Source organism: Chlamydia ibidis 10-1398/6, assembly GCF_000454725.1.
GTDB lineage: Bacteria > Chlamydiota > Chlamydiia > Chlamydiales > Chlamydiaceae > Chlamydia > Chlamydia ibidis.
On record NZ_APJW01000002.1, the window covers coordinates 194,141 to 210,699 of the forward strand.

Below are 16,559 nucleotides of genomic sequence, written 5' to 3' on the forward strand. Positions count from 1 at the left end.
AAAAGCGAGGTTTTCCAGTTGCCTGTATGATGCGAAGGAGTTACCCCCCTTTTTTTTTCAAAGCATGGTGAATGCTGTTCTGAATCAGTCCACCAATTTTAACAACATCTTCTGTAGTATTATTCTGGTTTATTAAAGCGTTATAAAGGGTTATGTCGTTATCACTATTAAATGATGTTGAAACATTCTGAAAAGTTTTATTATGAAGATGATAAGAAGAGTTATTATTATGATTTTGAGAAGAATTCGGTGAACTAATTTTTTCCGGCAGACTCATAAAGTATTTAACTCATTTTGGGAAGCCAAGGATTATATATTTTTCACAAAAAGCTCCCAACAAGTTCTTTGTTTCTCATTTGTCATTTATTTATAAAGCTTTGCGATTCATCGAGTTTCAGTCTAAAAAAATTTATATATTTTACACACACATTATCTCAGAATCTTCTTATGTACGTTAAGGATAAGTGCAAGCCCATGAGAATAACGGGAAATTATTTTAAAAATCTTAATAATTACTTTTTTTAAAAAGTTGATAATAAATTTTGATAAATTATTGATTTGGTAAAATATATCTAATTTAATTATTTAAAGTTGTGGAGGAAGTTTAATGGTCGGAAAAGCTTTAGGCATAATTGGTGCAATATCTGGCATAGCAGCCTTAGCCTGCGTTTTAAACGATGAACTAGATGCTTCCGAAGCAAATGAAAGAAGTAAACCCCAAAGACCTGTTGAGTACACCGTTTCATCGCCAAATGATGCTGAGTTTTTACTGCGAGATATAGAAAAGTTAAAGGAGACCCTTCGATCTCTCCATTTCTCTTTGCCTAGTTGGCTAACTAATGATATTGAAGATGTCGAAAGTGGAGCAGAACACGTATTAGAAGTAGCAAAAAACAGCGATAACAAAGCTGGATTAGGCATTCTACAAGGATTATTTGACCACTACTATCAAATAAGAAATTACCTTAATCGTGTGTGTAAAATCGGTGATGGAACAAAATATGGCATAACTCTGGGAAATGTAAAATACTATGGATCAAAAACAGAAATTCCTCACTTCACCATATACCACCCCATCCAAGTAAAACTCCCGTCTCCCCTACAAGGAAAATCCAGAATCATGACTATCTCTATCATAGCCATTTTATCCATACTATCTCTAGTTTCTTTGGTAGCCTTAGGAACCTTGGGAGGACTATCCATAGTTGCTGCTCCTATTAGTATCGGAGTTTCAGCAGCTATTATCTTAGGATTTGCTATAACCGTGATCGTCCTTATAGGTCGCTTGAAGTCTAGAATAGTTACCGAATATGAAAAAGAAAGTGTTCCTGTGAGCTGCTATCAACGCCCCATAAACTGGGATAAACACTCTTTCTATTAAAAAAACTCTAGATCTATCTAGGGTTACAAGTGTAACTAACTCTTCTTATATTATCTGAGCCATTTGTCCACTGACATAAACTCTAACTGATTATCTTCAAAGATATAAGTTTTGTCACAGAAGGAGTGAGGATGGTAATCCAACATAGTGACGCTATCAATGAGAACGAGGTATAAGAAAGTAATAACAGACCTCAGGCAAACAATAAATATTATGAAATTGAACCCCACAATAAAGGAATTAACACTACCTATTAATAGGTAGTTCTAGTAATCAAAAAATAGAATTTAAAATTTAATACTTTTTCCTCTACACAAACAAACTACTTGCTAATGCATTACTATCTCCCACCCCTCTCTCAGATAACTCCAAGCAGAGGGAAGAAAGATAAAAAAATTAAAAACGTGGATTGTTTGAACTTAGTCTATAGAGCATTGATTTTAAGAACTGCAACGGGAAAGCGTGAAGCCCATTCCATCAATGGCACATAAATTTTAGCAATGTAAGGCTATATAGCATCACATATTATCTCGAAATTTCTCTAAGATATCTTTTAAATTCCTCACTGTTCTTGCTCATCCCATGAACACATAAATCTTCCCAAGTAATTAATAGAGCACTGTTTAAAGATTCCAAGGATGGCCGACATAGAATTCCTAAGGATTCCCAGTCCAATAGTTTTCTATTCTCAGTTAACGTTTGGAATGTCAAAACTTGCTGCAAAGTAAGATTTTTTAGCAAACAAATACCTTTGAAGGAGAAACCACAGTTTAATACGTAACGCAGCCTTATTCTGGTTAGTTGGTTAGAATAATTTTTATAATCTGGATTACTGATAATGTACTGCTCATATCTCTCTTGGATAGCAGAGACGATAGATATACTATCCCCTTGATTACCCCAGGCACCGCGGTTTATGTGATTTACCAGACTATTAAACTCCTCTTCCTTCACTACTTCTGCAAATATTTTCCAAACAGGGGAAAGAATAACGGTCCCCTTTATAGAAAGAGATATCCAATATGAGAGCCTTGTTGCATCATCATCGCTATTAGAAAAACAAAATTTCGATAACCAGAAAAAAGGACAATAAGAAAGTAAAATATCTTTAAACTTTCTCTTGTATAACTCAGCTGTTTCAGAATCTATATTTTCGATTCTATCCAGACCAAAGTTCATAATCTTAGTTTTTAGCACAGGGAAAACATCAAGAGCCGCAACTAAAGAATCTTGTGATAAAATAACATTAATATACTTAAAAAATAAACCTACCTCTTCGGGAGAAAAGTTCTGATCCCTAAAAAGAGTAGGAATAAAAACCGGAAAATTATTTTCTAATAAATTAAGAAAACTGTCAGAAAGATTTGGTCTCTCTCTTCTGATTAACATTGAATCATGTTCTGACAGATTAATCTCTCTAGACGATACGAGTGTACTGTTTACGGAGCTATTATGTGAAGAAAGAAGGTTTTCCCTACTATTAGAGTGGCTAGTAGGACTGGAGTAATAATTAGGACGCAATCGGTATTTACAAAGCAGTATAGTACGAGCAATAATTTTTATTACTAAGGCCACTACAATAGGAATAATAAGAAGGTATGCTATAATTTTTATCACATTTTTTGCATAGGAACAGTCTTCTGAAACCATTTGGTAAGATAAAATATTGGAGGTAGGTAACGAATAAACTTCTGCTACACTTCCTCTAAAATGAAAAAAACTATCTGCATACTTTACACATTTTTCGAGAAGTACGGATTGATTCAAGTTTTTACGATCTTCGAGATAACGTGAAGAAAAAGAAATTGGGTTAAAAAATGTAACACCCATAAAAATACGACTATTTTTAAATAATGACGGAAAATTTTATGATTTCTGTTTATATAAAACAAGATTTAAATCTTTAAAAATTATAATCTTAATATTTTATAAACAAAAAAACCATTGAATATATAACTAATAATCCAGAGAATCGGTTTCCATTTGCGTAGGTTGAAAATAGCGTATATGTCAGATAATGCCATACACAATAACAGCATGCCAAATGCTTTAAACTACGTCTCAATACCTTATGACACTTTCGATTTGAGATTAGACTCACAGGCACTCTTAGAAGAGTTCTCGTCCATTGTATCCTCTCCCTTCCCTATAGATGCAGAAAACGACTTAGAAATGTTTATAAATAATTTACAAGCTCATGATTTCTCTAGTGCAACCTCTGATATAAATACCTCTTCATCTGAATACCAACTATACTGCAAAGGAACTCACGAAAAAGGAACATTTTATGAAATTATAGAACCAAAAATCCTAGGCTGTGTTGCCTCGTGCATTGTAGACTCTGTACTCTCAGGACACCCTTACCCAGATACCCTTCTCGAAGAAATCAAATCATCTTTGCTTCTTAGCAGCCAAAATGGGGTGCAATTTCTAATTACACGAGAAGACAACCTTTTACAGAATACTCCGTTAATCCAATCAGATTCTTATGAATTAGTGCGGAATGTATCTTTTCTAGGGAGAGCTCTCGATATCGTCACTTTGGACCCTGTAAATATTCTGAATAGCTTACGGAATATAAACATCCTGGATTATTCTTTCACAGAAGAAACAGCAATCCCTAGTTCTGACGCGCATCTAGGAATCCCTCCTGGCACTAAACTATTTCCTAAACCCTCTCTGGATGTCTCAGTAAGCACATCGATATTCGAAGAGAAAACATCATTTTCAAAAGAATTTTCTACTACAGTAACCATTAATGTCCCCTACTTCTTGCCTAACATCTCGCTTAGTTTAGGAAGCTCTAATTTGCCCAACACGAGTTTTGGAGATGCTCAAACTGAAATCTTTGTAACAAAAAAACAATTATTTCCAAGCTATTCCCCTAAACTTTTAGACATTATTAAGAAATATAAAAGGGATGCTAAAATACTTATTAACAAAATAACTTTTAAAAACTTATGGAGAAATCAAGCCAAAAGTCAAATTTTAACACAAGGAGATGTCCGACTTGATCTACAGGGGATGGATAGCACAAATTTCAACTACCAAATTCAAGTGGGTAGTCACACCATATCTGCTGTTTTAATTAGCAAACAGGTATCCGAAATTCGCTCTTCCTCAGAACAAACTTATGCTATTAGAAAAATCAAATCCGGATTTCAAAAAAGCTTAGATGACTGTCACATTTATCAAATCAGTCTAAAAAAGCCTCCCCATCTTTCAGACACACCTCTTAGCTTAGGATCTGTTAATGATGACGAAGAAGAACATAGCCTAGCAGAGGATGCAGCTTTTTCTGCTAGTTTTACTTATAGTTTTGTAAAGCAAAATACACAACATTCTAAGAATACTGTAACATGCACAACAGCCTCACATTCTCTATACACTTTGCAGCAAGACCGGGCCTCAGATCCTGCAAATTTGAAAATAGATAAAGAATTTCAACAAATTATAGAAACTCTTAATACAAAAGACCCTAAACATATAGAAGCTTTTATTTCAAACGTCGGCACTCACTATACTACTTCTGTGACATACGGTGGAGTAGGATTTCAAGTATTAAAAATTAGTTTTGAACAAATTGAGAAGCTAGAACAAGAAAAAATTTCAATATCTACAGCTGCAGCTAGCTCTCTTTTGAAAGGCTCTGTCACAAATAAAACAGAATCAGGATACTCTTCCTTAATCTTGACTAGCTCGGCGCAAACCGTGTTTTTAGGTGGAACTGTTTTACCAACAATGCAAGAAGATCATTTGGATTTTAAAGATTGGTCTGAAAGTGTACCTTTAGACCCTATTCCTATACAAATTGCCGTTTCTCCTATAACTGATATTCTTATCCCTCAGCATTTCCCAACAATTGAGGTAGCTTCTTTAGAAGAAAAAAAACAGGCTATTCAGACAGCTGTTAATGCGTATCTGAGAAAACACAAACCAGGACTAGCAAAATTATATGAAGAATTTACTTCGGGTATTGCCCTACGTTCTTCTCAGTTCATTTTGCGATCAGGAAATTCCTCTTCTATAGTGAGCGCACCTTATCTCGGCTACTGGTCTACCCTACCTTACCTTTTCCCCACGATAGAAGAAGAATCTGCTGCTGTTCCTTTAGTTTTTTATTTCCAAGTTGAAAATGATCGAATACAGCAAAAAATAGTTCATAATACTTTTTGTAATATAGGAGTAGTTGACGTTAGAAAAGGTTTGTACAGATCAAATTTTGTTGACTATGCTTTTATCGCTTTTTATGGCAGTTGGCAGGAAGCTTACCTTGACACTTCATACTATACAGATAGATGCGGGTTTGAAATAGAGAAAGTTAATAGGAGTAAAGACAATATCATCCGAGCTGGAGACGAAGTGCGCCTCAAACATACAGCAAGCAATAAATATTTATCGAATATTAGCATGCGCGATGGTCATAATACTTTAACCAGAACGGATAGTCCAAACGACGCTATTTTTATCTTAGAAAAACCTAAACATTAATTTTATATTTTCTTGCTACATGCCGTAACTTATTTCAGGTTACGGCATGTTTCCATTTCAATACCAAGATCCGTTGTTTACAAAAAAATTAAAAACTGGATTAATCACCCCATGTCGTTAATTGGCAAGCTTTTTTAACTTGTCGAGATAGCTCTCGATATACCGGGCTGACCTTTTTGACATATTTCATACTGTGATCTAATGAGGTTATTGTGGCGAATACTAAGCACTATCTAACAACTCCTTTAAGCTCTTTTGATTCTAGATTGGATATCAACGAAATTCCCTCAGGAATGCCTATTGCTCCTGGTCGGATGAGTGAAGAAATTGCATTGTTCGATTATATTGATAGTCTAACAGCTAATGATTTCCTAAACGCTAGCTCATCAATAAATAAAGATCGCAAGGATAATGATGGGTTCCAATTTATTGTCTCTCAATCTTCAGAAGGCGTACGTTATCAAGTAATTTCTAACTTCCTATTTAACTGTGTAGCTTCTTCTATAGTAGGAACGGGTGAAAATCCAAATAGTTGGAATGCAGATTTATTAGCCGAAGTGAAATCTGCCCTGGAACAAAGTAGTCAAACGGGTATTTCTTATCTTATCACAGAAGACGTTCCAGAAACTGTCTCTTCCAAGCCTGTTCTATTAGCTTCTAATCTCGAGTTGGTCAAAAATATTTCCTTTTTGGGAAGAGTTGTTGATATTGTTAAGTTAGATCCTTTGAATATTCTTAATACCATCAGCAATATATCTGCTATAGATTTTTCTTTTTCTGAAGCTACAGCTATTCCCAGTTCCGATGGACGTTATGGGATTCCTCCAGCAACTAAATTACTACCAAAGCCTTCTTTAGATGTTTCTGTCGACACATCTGTATTTGAAGAAAGGACATCATTTTCTGAAAGTTTCTCTTCAACCCTTACTATCAATGTCCCTGTTCCCCCTGCCATTGGATTGCCAACCGTCTTAGGTTTTACAGAAAATGAAACAGTTAACGATAGAAATGCTCCTCAACGAGAAATTGTAGTTACACGTAAACCTCTATTTTCTAGCTATACACCTAAGCTAGAAGATATTGTTAGAAGATATAAGAGGGATGCCAAAATACTTATCAACAAAATAACATTTTTAAATCTCTGGAGAACACAACCTAAAAGTCAAATATTGACTGAAGGTGAAGTTCGTTTAGACTTACAAGGCTTGGATAACAAAAACTTCAATTATCAAATTCAAGTGGGTGGCCATACTATATCTACAGCATTAATCGAAAGAGGAATTGCAGATATTTCAAGACAGTCTGAGCAAGTATACGCCATTAGAAAAATTAAGTCGGCATTCCAACAGAGTTTAGATGATAGCCATATTTATCAAGTGAGTTTTAGATCTGGGTTCGGGGCTAATTTATTAACTCTGTCCTCAGAGGATGAAACACCAGCAGTTTTAGGATCCTTCGACTTCTTAGATAAAGACGCAGATCATCCACATTTTGATGACGCCTCTCTAGCTTCTGGATCCGCATTCTCTTTGAGTGCCACCTTCTCATTTGTTACCCGTAATACTAGAGAGCTAAAAAATACTGTAACATGTTCTACAGCATCTCATTCATTATATCTTCTGCAAATAGATAAAACTGCTACTCCAAAACAGCTAAAATTAGACCCTGAATTTATTCAGTGGGTAGAAAAAATAGATCCCGATAAACCAGATAGTATTGATGCGTTTATCTTCCAAGTGGGTACGCACTACACTACTGGGGTCACTTATGGTGGTTTAGGATTTCAAGTATTAAAAATGACATCAGATCAAGTCGAACAACTAAAAGAAGATGGGGTTACCGTTTCTGCTGCAGCTTCTGACTCATTACTACAAGGGTCTGTGACCAACAAAACAGAATCAGGATACTCATCCTACACAGGAAAGAGTTCGTCGAAAACAGTATTCCTAGGAGGCACTGTACTACCTAGTATGCATGACAATAAGTTAGACTTTAAAGAATGGTCCGAAAGTGTCCCTAAAGAACCCATTCCTCTACAAGTTTCTGTGTCATTGCTTTCAGAGTTAATGATTCCTGACTTCTTCCCCAACATAGATAGCAATTTGCTAAGTAGAAAAAGGAGTATGGTAGAGGAATTCACTAAATTATACTTATATGGTCATCAATCCCCTGTCCCGGCTCCAGGTGCTGAATTCACTTCCGGTGTATATTCCCGTTCATCCTACTTCATGTTACAAGTCGCTGATGCTCCTTTAATAGTCAGCAACCCTTATGTAGGTCAAAGAGGATTTATGCCTTACTTATTCCCTACTTTAAAGGAACAGTCTAACCCACCACTAGTACTTTACTTCCGTATTGGGGACAACGACAATGTTCAAAAAATGTTAAATAACACTTTCTGTTCTATATGTTCATTATTTACAAACAGGGGTGCTTTCGGTGCACAGTTCATGGATTATGATACTATTTCCTTCTATAGTGGCTTCCCTCAAGCTTATCTAGATGATGGTTCTAACTTAGATGATTGCGGATTTGAAATCGAAAAGCTAAGTGCGGATGACCCAGTAATTCGTGATGGAGACCGAGTTCGCTTTAAGCATACGAGTAGTGACCAATACCTAGCTACGTTTAGTAACAAGGACGGAAGACAAACGCTCACAAGAACTCCAGAAAAAAATAGTTCTGTTTTCATCATCAAGCGAGTCAGCGTGAACTAACCTTGTTCGGCGCACTCCAACTCTTCCTTAGAAAATCCTCTAAGGAAGAGTTAGCTCTTCTATTCTACTTCCGAAATGATGAGGATATATTCTCCCATCTCTTCTGACCTACATCTACAAGGTCGTGGGGGCTGTACTTTTGGTCCACGCTTGCTCAACAATTTTAGTTTTTGCAAAGTTATTAATTCTTCTAAATTAAGGCGTATAAGTTCCTCCGCAGATTCTCCTTCTAAACTATCAAGTCTCTCTCTGCAAACGCTTGTAAATTGCAAGTTTGGAAATCCTGAGACACGAAATACGATCTCGTCTGTTGCACATAATACGTTTTCACCACTCCTCTCGCAAGGGTATACCTTGTATCCGAACGAGTATAATTCAGATCGCGTCTTTCTAGAACGTATGGTATTATGAATATCTCGTAGACGAACTAAATCCTGATTCTTTAAGGGTGGCATACAAAAATCCGCTGCCTCAACTTCTGCTTCAGAATACATACTATTGACATTAGATCGACGTTGAGAAAAAGATCTCCATACCGAATCATAAAAATTATCAGCTCCTGATTGTAGTCCTGTGTATTTCAAATACAAAGCTATTCTAGTTATTACCTTTATAATTAAGAGAACTATAAAAGGAATCACTAGCAACTTCAGAATCAAATTAACGAATTGTTCGCGACTAGATTTTTTAAATTTGACCCTCTCATAAAGCAAATAGCCTTCCGAATTGATTTGATCAATCAAAAGACAATTATTCACACAACAACAATCTACAGAAGAGTCTATAACGTTGATAATACTTTCTAATACAGGAGTCTTGTTATATGAAGTTTTGAGATTCTGAAGAAAAGATTGTGAAAAAACTATACGTTGAAAAAATGATACTGCCATAAATCCTACCTTTTATAGCCACCAATTTTCAAAACATATTAATTGAAATCTCTCAAACCTAATAACTACAAAGAAATATCAAAATAATTTATCGAAAAAAAAGTAACGCTAGGCGACTAAATAATTTTTAAACTATTTAAAGAAATTCAATAAAGATTGAACTCTTCACTATTTATAGACGTCTACTAAAAAAATCGCCCTTTTATACCACATTATTGCAAGAAAATTTTTCAAAAACAGACGAGATGGATAGACAGGTCCAAAGTTCCCCGAAAACCAAAGTATTTTATCTGAAAAGAAATATTAAAAACAGTGGAATAATCTATAATTGAAAGATTTCGGACACTTATTACATCGATTTTTTACAAACAGAATAGGGATAGTAATCAGTTGCTCTGAATAGTTATGTATGCTTGGTGAATATCACGTATGCTTTGCCCATTTGCTAGAAATGTCGTGTTAAGATAATCCTCTGCAAAATCTTTATAACCAACAATACCATCCCAAACCATTTGATAGTAAGATCTTAATGGTAAGATATCCCTAGATAAAGCATCAAATGCTACCCATGCAAAGGCCGTATACTGCTTTGTTCCCACTGGATAGGGTGAGATATTGACAGGAACAAGCCAATAAATTTTTTCTCTTTGACGACAGGCAACAAAATCATCCTCATTAATAAACAAAAGAACAGAATTACATCTACTACCTATAGATGGCCTGATATTGAGAACCGCGCTCTCAGGAAAATCACATTTTTGGAAAAAGATCGCGTAATCTAAATTAAAGACTCTTTGATAATCATGTACCCAAACATAATCAACGATTATATAGTCGCTTATTGTTTTCTTAGCCGATTCAAGATTCATCAAACTCCCATAAGCTATCATAGGAATATAAGAAGATTCTGGGTTTAAATGAGACTGAATTTCTTTCCAAATAGCCCTTGATTCCTTTTCAGTCTTAGATACAATAATCGGGTTTTCGCACTCTTTTGACATAATCTGTGATACAGTATATGCAGGAGGGTAAGGTGCAAGATTATATCGAGAAACAAAAATAGGATAGCAATCTTCAGAACTCTGGGAGAGCTCTATACTGTTCGAAAACAAAACAGAGAGAAATGGAGAAACTATAAGCAGAAACAAGACTGTAACTGAACGAAGTAAGAAGCTGGGCATATGCTTAACTTAAGCTAATTTACCAACCCCCCACTCCAAATTAAAAGATCAATCAATAGCTCTTAAAATAAAGAGTTTCCTTCTGACAACAACTGATCAACATAATTTATGTCATAATCAGAATTTACAAATTTAGGATTGTCTAACATGAATTGATGAAAAGGAATCGTTGAATGTACGCCGCCAATATGAAATTCTTTTAAAGCTCGTTTCATAATAGCGATGGCTTCGTTACGATCTCTTCCTTTAGTAATTACCTTAGCGATCATGGAGTCATAATACGGAGAGATGTTATATCCACTATAACAAGCTCCATCTACACGTACAGCAGGGCCTGCCGGAGGTAAATAATAATCCAGTTGCCCTGGAGAAGGAGCAAAATTATTACTAGGATCTTCAGCATTGATTCGACATTGTATTACGTGTCCCGTGAAAGTAATACTCTTTTGTTTCCATGGCAATTTATTACCCATCGCTACACGGATTTGCTCTTTGACTAGATCAATACCCGTGACCTCTTCAGTAATCGTATGCTCGACCTGAATACGAGTATTCATCTCCATAAAGTAAAATTTCTTATCTTTATCAAGGAGAAATTCCACAGTCCCTGCAGAATAATAGCCAGCACTTTTTGCTAAATCAACAGCTACCTTACCAACCCGAGAACGAAGTTCTGGAGTTAAAATAGGACTAGGTGTCTCTTCAATTAGCTTCTGACGACGGCGTTGAACAGTGCAATCACGTTCACCAAGATGAACATAATTTCCATGTTTATCACCTAAAATTTGCACCTCCAAGTGACGAGGATTTTCTATAAGCTTCTCGATATAGACACTTGGGTTATTGAATCCAGCCTCTGCTTCAGATCTTGCTGCAGAAAACGCTCGATAGAACTCATCCTTCTCTCGAACGATACGAATACCACGGCCTCCACCACCAGCAACAGCTTTAATAACAACAGGGAAACCTATTTTTTCAGCAATTTTAAGACCTTCAGCTTCGTCCTGTACGACACCATCAGATCCAGGAATAACTGGGCATTTGACTCTCCTTGCTAATTGCTTAGCAGCAACTTTATCTCCCATAGTTGCGATAGAATCAGAACTTGGGCCTATAAAAGTTAGGCCACAACTTTCGCATATCGATGCGAAGTTTGCATTTTCACTTAAAAAACCATAACCAGGATGGACCGCATCAGCACCTGTAATCTCACAAGCAGCCAAAATATTTGCTATTTTTAAGTAGGACTTAGCTGCATGCGGCTCACCAATACAAACAGCTTCATCAGCCAATAAAACATGTAGTGCTTCTTGATCAGCTAGGGAATAGACCGCAACAGTAGACAAGCCTAGATCATGACACGCACGTATGATACGTACTGCAATTTCCCCTCGATTAGCAATTAATACTTTCTTCATTACTCAGACTTGACAATACGGAATAGTTTAGAACCAAATTGTACAGGATCACCATTAGTAATTAATACTTCGACGACTCGCCCTGACATTCCAGCTTTCACCTCATTCATCACTTTCATTGCTTCTACGATACATACGATGCTATCTTCAGAAACCATGTCCCCAGGTTTAACAAAAGGAGGGGAATCTGGAGATGGTGCACTATAAAAAGTGCCTACCAAAGGTGAGCTAATGAAATCACCGGAATGCTGTTTCACTTCAACTTCTGGAACTTCAGAAACACAATCCTTCGGTGATACTTTATGTGGATCTGTCGGGATTGGACGCTCCTGAGAAAATCCAGCAAAAAGCCTACTATCATAGAAGAGAGGATCTTGGCTACTCCTTTCTCCTGTCTCTCTCTCCAATTCAAGCTCTAAACCTTCTCGTTTTATAGCGAAACGCTTCATGCTATTACGTCCCATAGCAATCATTAGCTTTTCGATTTGTTTTAAATCCATACCTACTATTCTCTTGGTTCTCTACCCCAGATTAGTTAAACACGCTGAATATATTCACACGTACGCGTATCAATTTTTATAACATCACCGATTTCCACAAACGGTGGGACCATAACTTCCACTCCTGTTTCCAATAACGCCTTCTTCGAACCCGACGCCAGGCAAAGAGAATCCCCAGGAAAATCCGTCTTAGATACCATAAGTTCTAAAAAATGTGGCAATTCCACGGAAAACACCACATCTTCATGAACCATAGCAGAAACCGTAACCCCCGCTTTCAGGAAAAGAAAATTATCTTTCATAATTTCTTTGGAAATGTACATCTTTTCATAATTTCCTAAATCCAGAAAAAGATAACTTTCACCTTCGGGATATAAGTATTCTAGGTTTCTAGCTTCAAATTGAGCCTCTTTGATCTCCTGGCCTATTTTGAAATTTCTTTCAACAATAACATCAGAATCCGTGGCCTTAAGAGAGGCCTTAATAAAAGAATCTCCTTTGTTCCCTGTTACCTTAGATACAGAAACAACCTTATATAGACCGTCCTTTGTAGAAATAAACATCCCCACAGAGAGCTGGCTACTCAACACCATGATCTTCTCCTTTAAGTAGCGCGACTTTTTCTTGCATGCTAATTATATCGTTCCGAAAGAAATACGAACCCGCAACAACAATATCCGCACCGGCTTTTCGACATAAATTAGCCGTGCTATCATCTATCCCCCCATCAACTTCTATCAAACAACTCCCTTCCAACCCCAAAGTAGTTCTTGCTTGCTTTACAAAACGGACCTTATCAAGGGTATTTTCCAGAAATGCCTGCCCACAGAAACCCGGGTTAACAGACATTAATAAAACAACATCACAATAAGGTAAGAAAGAGGGTATAAACTCCATAGAAGTTTCCGGAGAAAAAGCTAGACCAGCCTCAACCCCACACTTTTTGATATACAACAAGAGATCCTTAAGATTTTCTTCAGCTTCAAAGTGAACTATAATCCTGTCCGCGCCAGACTGTACAAAAGATTCCACAAAACCAAAGGGGTTATACATCATAGCATGAACTTCTAAAAAAAGATCCGTAGACCGATTAATAGCTGCTATGATTCCCGGACCAAAAGTAAGATTAGGAACAAAATGGCCATCCATCACATCAATATGAACGAAGTCAGCACCCGACTCCTCTATCCTTTTTGCTTCCAACCCTATACGAGTAAGGTCCGCCCCCATAATAGAAGGAGCGACCTGCAGAAAACGCTGTTTAACCACCTATGCCAATCCCAAAATTCTCTTTAACACTAGCATGCCACCTAAACAATACAAACACGAGTGGTAGCAAATAAGCCTTTGAAAGAAACCTGTCCCGCCTAAAACGAGATTAGAAAGCTCAGGCATCTCTGCACTATGAGTCCCAAGAGCTCAGAAAACCCTCTATCATAAAAACCAACTAAGAGTTTATATCAAGAGGTCTTCCCTATAACTTAAGAACCGACTTCGTCCTCGCACTGTTCTATCCCAAACATGAGAGGTGAAACCAAAGCATAGCGTCATTTAGGTGATAACTACAAGAAAAACTTGAGACTAATTTCTTCATAAACAAGCAATAACTTTCCTAATCTTTTTAATAACGGGCTAACCAAGCTATTCATAAAGGCGATTTTTCTGGTCTCCTCCTATACGTATCTACATAGCAACGCGACAATTTCTTAGAAAAGTTAACGTATATGTACCCAGCATAAAATAAATTATTGAAATCTATTAATGAATATAATCTTAACAATCTTGGGTATCAAACATCTTGATTTATAAGACAATGAGTAGATAATCTTCTCGACTTTTCAAAAAAAAATTCATGGACTAATAATGTCATCGCCTTTGAATAACTCAACTATACCATCCTTGTCTTTCCAAAATACGTCATGCCATCATGCGGGAGATAAATCCTGTCCGTATGCAGTGCCTTCCAGTGTTCATAATGCAGAAATGAAACTCTCGACGTTAGAAAAAGTTTTACGAGTTGCTCAAATCACAGCGCTATTGACACTACTTGGATTAGGGATATTAGCTATAGGGTGCGCTTGCTCTTGCGTAGCTTTACCAATTGGAGCTGCTGTAACAATGATCAGTATTATGTTATTATCATTCGTTATCGTATTACTTGCTTTGGGTAGCAGTAGTTCAGCAGCAATTTATAGAAAAATGCAAACTGGGTTACAAGTGCTGCACCGTGAGAATGTCCGTTTAAACACGGAAATAAGTAGTTTGCAAAATACAAATAACGAACTTAAATCCCAACTAGACCAATTAAAACTTCTACACAGTACTTTAGAATCATTTGGAAATAAATTAGAAACTCATACTGGAGACTTTGGGGATCTTGTCCGAAACTTCCAAGAAGAAGTAGAACGTTTTAAAACCATCGGGGATAAAGTAGACGACACCTTACAACCATTTTTACGATTAGCAGAGTCTATGAGAGCTACGTTCTCGCAAGAAAGTGTTACTGCACTCACCAATACAGTAGCCGAACTACGTGGCCAGCTATCACTTCTTACAACAGTGCTTAACAATATGCGAGAACAAGCTGAACAGCAAAGAAAAGAGTTAGATTTTTTATCAATTAAAAAACTAGAGCTAGAAGAGTCAGTAAAAGATCTAAAAGGCACAATAACTTCCTTAAAAAAAGTAGAAGCCAGCCTAATAGCTCATGCTGCTAACCTCGAGTCTATGTCATTGCATTCTACAAACCCAGAGTCTACCGCATCCCCAAACAACACAACTAGCTCGACATCACAAGTAAACACCCACTGGTTTATCCCATAAAGTATAAAATACTATGTTAATTTGTTTCGGTTTCTTACAGAAGATCTGTAGGAAACCATTTATCGACTAGATACTTGCTACATATCCCCGTGTACAGTGTTTCTCTTGTGCTTTTTCCTATCACTAAGGTAAATTACTCTGTATGCCAAAAAAATATCCCATAAAAAATAAGAAATTCCCACCATATGATCAGAAAACTCAAGATACTTCTTGGGAATCTGTTGCTAATGATTACCATAAAACCGTTAAAGAAGACGGGCATTACTATCATAAAAAAGTGATTCTTCCTAATCTTCTCCCCTTACTTTCTCTAACTCCTGATTCCTCTGTTTTAGACATCGGGTGTGGGCAAGGAATTTTAGAAAGAGCGATTCCGCAAGCTTGTGACTATCTGGGCATTGATCTGTCTTCAAGTTTATTAAAAATAGCAAAAAAACTTAGTTGTGTTCATAAACATCAATTTCTTCTTCATGATCTAACGCTTCCTTTGAAGAAGGAGCTAGGACGACAGTTTTCTCATGCTATAGCAATATTGTCTTTGCAAAACATGCAAAACCCTGAACTAGCTATTGCAAATACTGCTAGTTTATTAAAAGATGGTGCCAAATTTTTCTTAGTCCTTAATCATCCCTGTTTTCGTATTCCTAGAGTATCATCTTGGGGATACGATGAATCTAAAAAACTAATATTCCGAAGGCTTGATCGCTATCTCTCTCCTTTGAAAGTTCCCATTGTTGCCCATCCAAGCAAAAGTGATTCTGCAACAACAGTTTCTTTTCATTTTCCTTTAGCTTATTGGGCCCAGAGTTTGTTTAAACACAATTTTGTAATAAACAATATCCAAGAATGGACTTCACCAAAAATATCAGCAGGAAAACGGGCAAAAGCAGAAAACTTTAGTAGAAAAGAATTTCCGTTATTTCTTTTGATTGCATGTACTAAATTAACATAAACAAAAGTCACAACTCTTAGAATTAAAAGTTAGATTTTATTAAAATAAGAAAAAGTCTAATTTTTTTAATTTGTATATGTTTCGAAAACTCCTTTTATTTACAAAAAAGAAAAAAAATCTCCAGGGAGACTTCGCAACCATTATATTCTTAAATCTTTATTATTATCTCCTAACCTACTTATGTGCAATGAAACTTCGAAAGAAGC

13 protein-coding genes are annotated in these 16,559 nt (G+C 36.3%); 5 read left to right on the plus strand and 8 right to left on the minus strand.

Annotation, left to right across the window (positions count from 1 at the left end):
• Window positions 1–40 precede the first annotated feature (40 nt).
• The gene (locus H359_RS05205) at window positions 41–277 is read right to left on the minus strand and encodes a hypothetical protein (protein ID WP_021119579.1); all 237 of its coding nucleotides are present in this window, start codon (window positions 275–277) and stop codon (window positions 41–43) included.
• 330 nt (window positions 278–607) lie between these two features.
• Between H359_RS05205 and H359_RS02940 the strand changes: the two genes are divergently transcribed.
• Window positions 608–1,381, plus strand: coding sequence for a hypothetical protein (locus tag H359_RS02940; protein WP_020370186.1), 774 nt, complete (start codon window positions 608–610; stop codon window positions 1,379–1,381).
• 525 nt (window positions 1,382–1,906) lie between these two features.
• On the opposite strand, the gene H359_RS02945 is transcribed toward H359_RS02940, so the two are convergent.
• Entirely contained in the window at window positions 1,907–3,211 is a 1,305-nt protein-coding gene (locus H359_RS02945) for a DUF1389 domain-containing protein (RefSeq protein WP_020370187.1), read from the minus strand.
• A 177-nt stretch (window positions 3,212–3,388) separates the two neighbouring features.
• Here H359_RS02945 and H359_RS02950 point away from each other — a divergent pair, with 177 nt between their 5' ends.
• Both H359_RS02950 and H359_RS02955 read left to right on the plus strand, forming a co-directional pair.
• Window positions 3,389–5,872: an MAC/perforin domain-containing protein gene (locus tag H359_RS02950; protein WP_020370188.1), complete on the plus strand. Its 2,484-nt coding sequence runs from the start codon at window positions 3,389–3,391 to the stop codon at window positions 5,870–5,872.
• 212 nt (window positions 5,873–6,084) lie between these two features.
• Complete coding sequence (locus H359_RS02955; RefSeq protein WP_020370189.1) at window positions 6,085–8,589, plus strand: MAC/perforin domain-containing protein; 2,505 nt, start codon at window positions 6,085–6,087, stop codon at window positions 8,587–8,589.
• Window positions 8,590–8,648: 59 nt separating this feature from the next.
• Here the strand turns inward: H359_RS02955 and H359_RS05010 are convergent, their stop codons facing one another.
• From H359_RS05010 to rpe, 6 genes are all read right to left on the minus strand, one after another.
• Window positions 8,649–9,479 carry a hypothetical protein gene (locus H359_RS05010; RefSeq protein WP_020370190.1) on the minus strand — a complete coding sequence of 277 codons (831 nt, stop codon included), beginning with the start codon at window positions 9,477–9,479 and terminating at the stop codon, window positions 8,649–8,651.
• A gap of 386 nt (window positions 9,480–9,865) precedes the next feature.
• A complete protein-coding gene (locus tag H359_RS02965; protein WP_021119569.1) occupies window positions 9,866–10,660 on the minus strand; it encodes a gamma-glutamylcyclotransferase family protein in 795 nt (264 codons plus the stop codon).
• A gap of 62 nt (window positions 10,661–10,722) precedes the next feature.
• The gene (gene accC, locus H359_RS02970; RefSeq protein ID WP_020370192.1) at window positions 10,723–12,078 is read right to left on the minus strand and encodes an acetyl-CoA carboxylase biotin carboxylase subunit; all 1,356 of its coding nucleotides are present in this window, start codon (window positions 12,076–12,078) and stop codon (window positions 10,723–10,725) included.
• Complete coding sequence (accB, locus tag H359_RS02975; RefSeq protein ID WP_020370193.1) at window positions 12,078–12,578, minus strand: acetyl-CoA carboxylase biotin carboxyl carrier protein; 501 nt, start codon at window positions 12,576–12,578, stop codon at window positions 12,078–12,080. The genes accC and accB overlap by 1 nt, the downstream gene beginning before the upstream one ends.
• A 35-nt stretch (window positions 12,579–12,613) precedes the next feature.
• Window positions 12,614–13,171, minus strand: coding sequence for an elongation factor P (locus H359_RS02980; protein ID WP_021119553.1), 558 nt, complete (start codon window positions 13,169–13,171; stop codon window positions 12,614–12,616).
• Window positions 13,158–13,847: a ribulose-phosphate 3-epimerase gene (rpe, locus tag H359_RS02985; RefSeq protein WP_020370195.1), complete on the minus strand. Its 690-nt coding sequence runs from the start codon at window positions 13,845–13,847 to the stop codon at window positions 13,158–13,160. Before rpe ends, H359_RS02980 begins: the two co-directional genes overlap by 14 nt.
• A gap of 594 nt (window positions 13,848–14,441) precedes the next feature.
• Between rpe and H359_RS02990 the strand changes: the two genes are divergently transcribed.
• Window positions 14,442–15,401 carry a coiled-coil domain-containing protein gene (locus tag H359_RS02990; protein WP_020370197.1) on the plus strand — a complete coding sequence of 320 codons (960 nt, stop codon included), beginning with the start codon at window positions 14,442–14,444 and terminating at the stop codon, window positions 15,399–15,401.
• Window positions 15,402–15,543: 142 nt separating this feature from the next.
• Window positions 15,544–16,353: a class I SAM-dependent methyltransferase gene (locus H359_RS02995; protein WP_021119597.1), complete on the plus strand. Its 810-nt coding sequence runs from the start codon at window positions 15,544–15,546 to the stop codon at window positions 16,351–16,353.
• The last annotated feature ends 206 nt before the right edge of the window (window positions 16,354–16,559 follow it).

What these genes read in the sequence shown, in the direction of transcription:
- H359_RS05205 (WP_021119579.1), bottom strand. Translation starts at nt 277, where the DNA reads ATGAGTCTGCCGGAAAAAATTAGTTCACCGAATTCTTCTCAAAATCAT.
- H359_RS02940 (WP_020370186.1), top strand. Translation starts at nt 608, where the DNA reads ATGGTCGGAAAAGCTTTAGGCATAATTGGTGCAATATCTGGCATAGCA.
- H359_RS02945 (WP_020370187.1), bottom strand. Translation starts at nt 3,211, where the DNA reads ATGGGTGTTACATTTTTTAACCCAATTTCTTTTTCTTCACGTTATCTC.
- H359_RS02950 (WP_020370188.1), top strand. Translation starts at nt 3,389, where the DNA reads ATGTCAGATAATGCCATACACAATAACAGCATGCCAAATGCTTTAAAC.
- H359_RS05010 (WP_020370190.1), bottom strand. Translation starts at nt 9,479, where the DNA reads ATGGCAGTATCATTTTTTCAACGTATAGTTTTTTCACAATCTTTTCTT.
- H359_RS02965 (WP_021119569.1), bottom strand. Translation starts at nt 10,660, where the DNA reads ATGCCCAGCTTCTTACTTCGTTCAGTTACAGTCTTGTTTCTGCTTATA.
- accC (WP_020370192.1), bottom strand. Translation starts at nt 12,078, where the DNA reads ATGAAGAAAGTATTAATTGCTAATCGAGGGGAAATTGCAGTACGTATC.
- accB (WP_020370193.1), bottom strand. Translation starts at nt 12,578, where the DNA reads ATGGATTTAAAACAAATCGAAAAGCTAATGATTGCTATGGGACGTAAT.
- H359_RS02980 (WP_021119553.1), bottom strand. Translation starts at nt 13,171, where the DNA reads ATGGTGTTGAGTAGCCAGCTCTCTGTGGGGATGTTTATTTCTACAAAG.
- H359_RS02990 (WP_020370197.1), top strand. Translation starts at nt 14,442, where the DNA reads ATGTCATCGCCTTTGAATAACTCAACTATACCATCCTTGTCTTTCCAA.
- H359_RS02995 (WP_021119597.1), top strand. Translation starts at nt 15,544, where the DNA reads ATGCCAAAAAAATATCCCATAAAAAATAAGAAATTCCCACCATATGAT.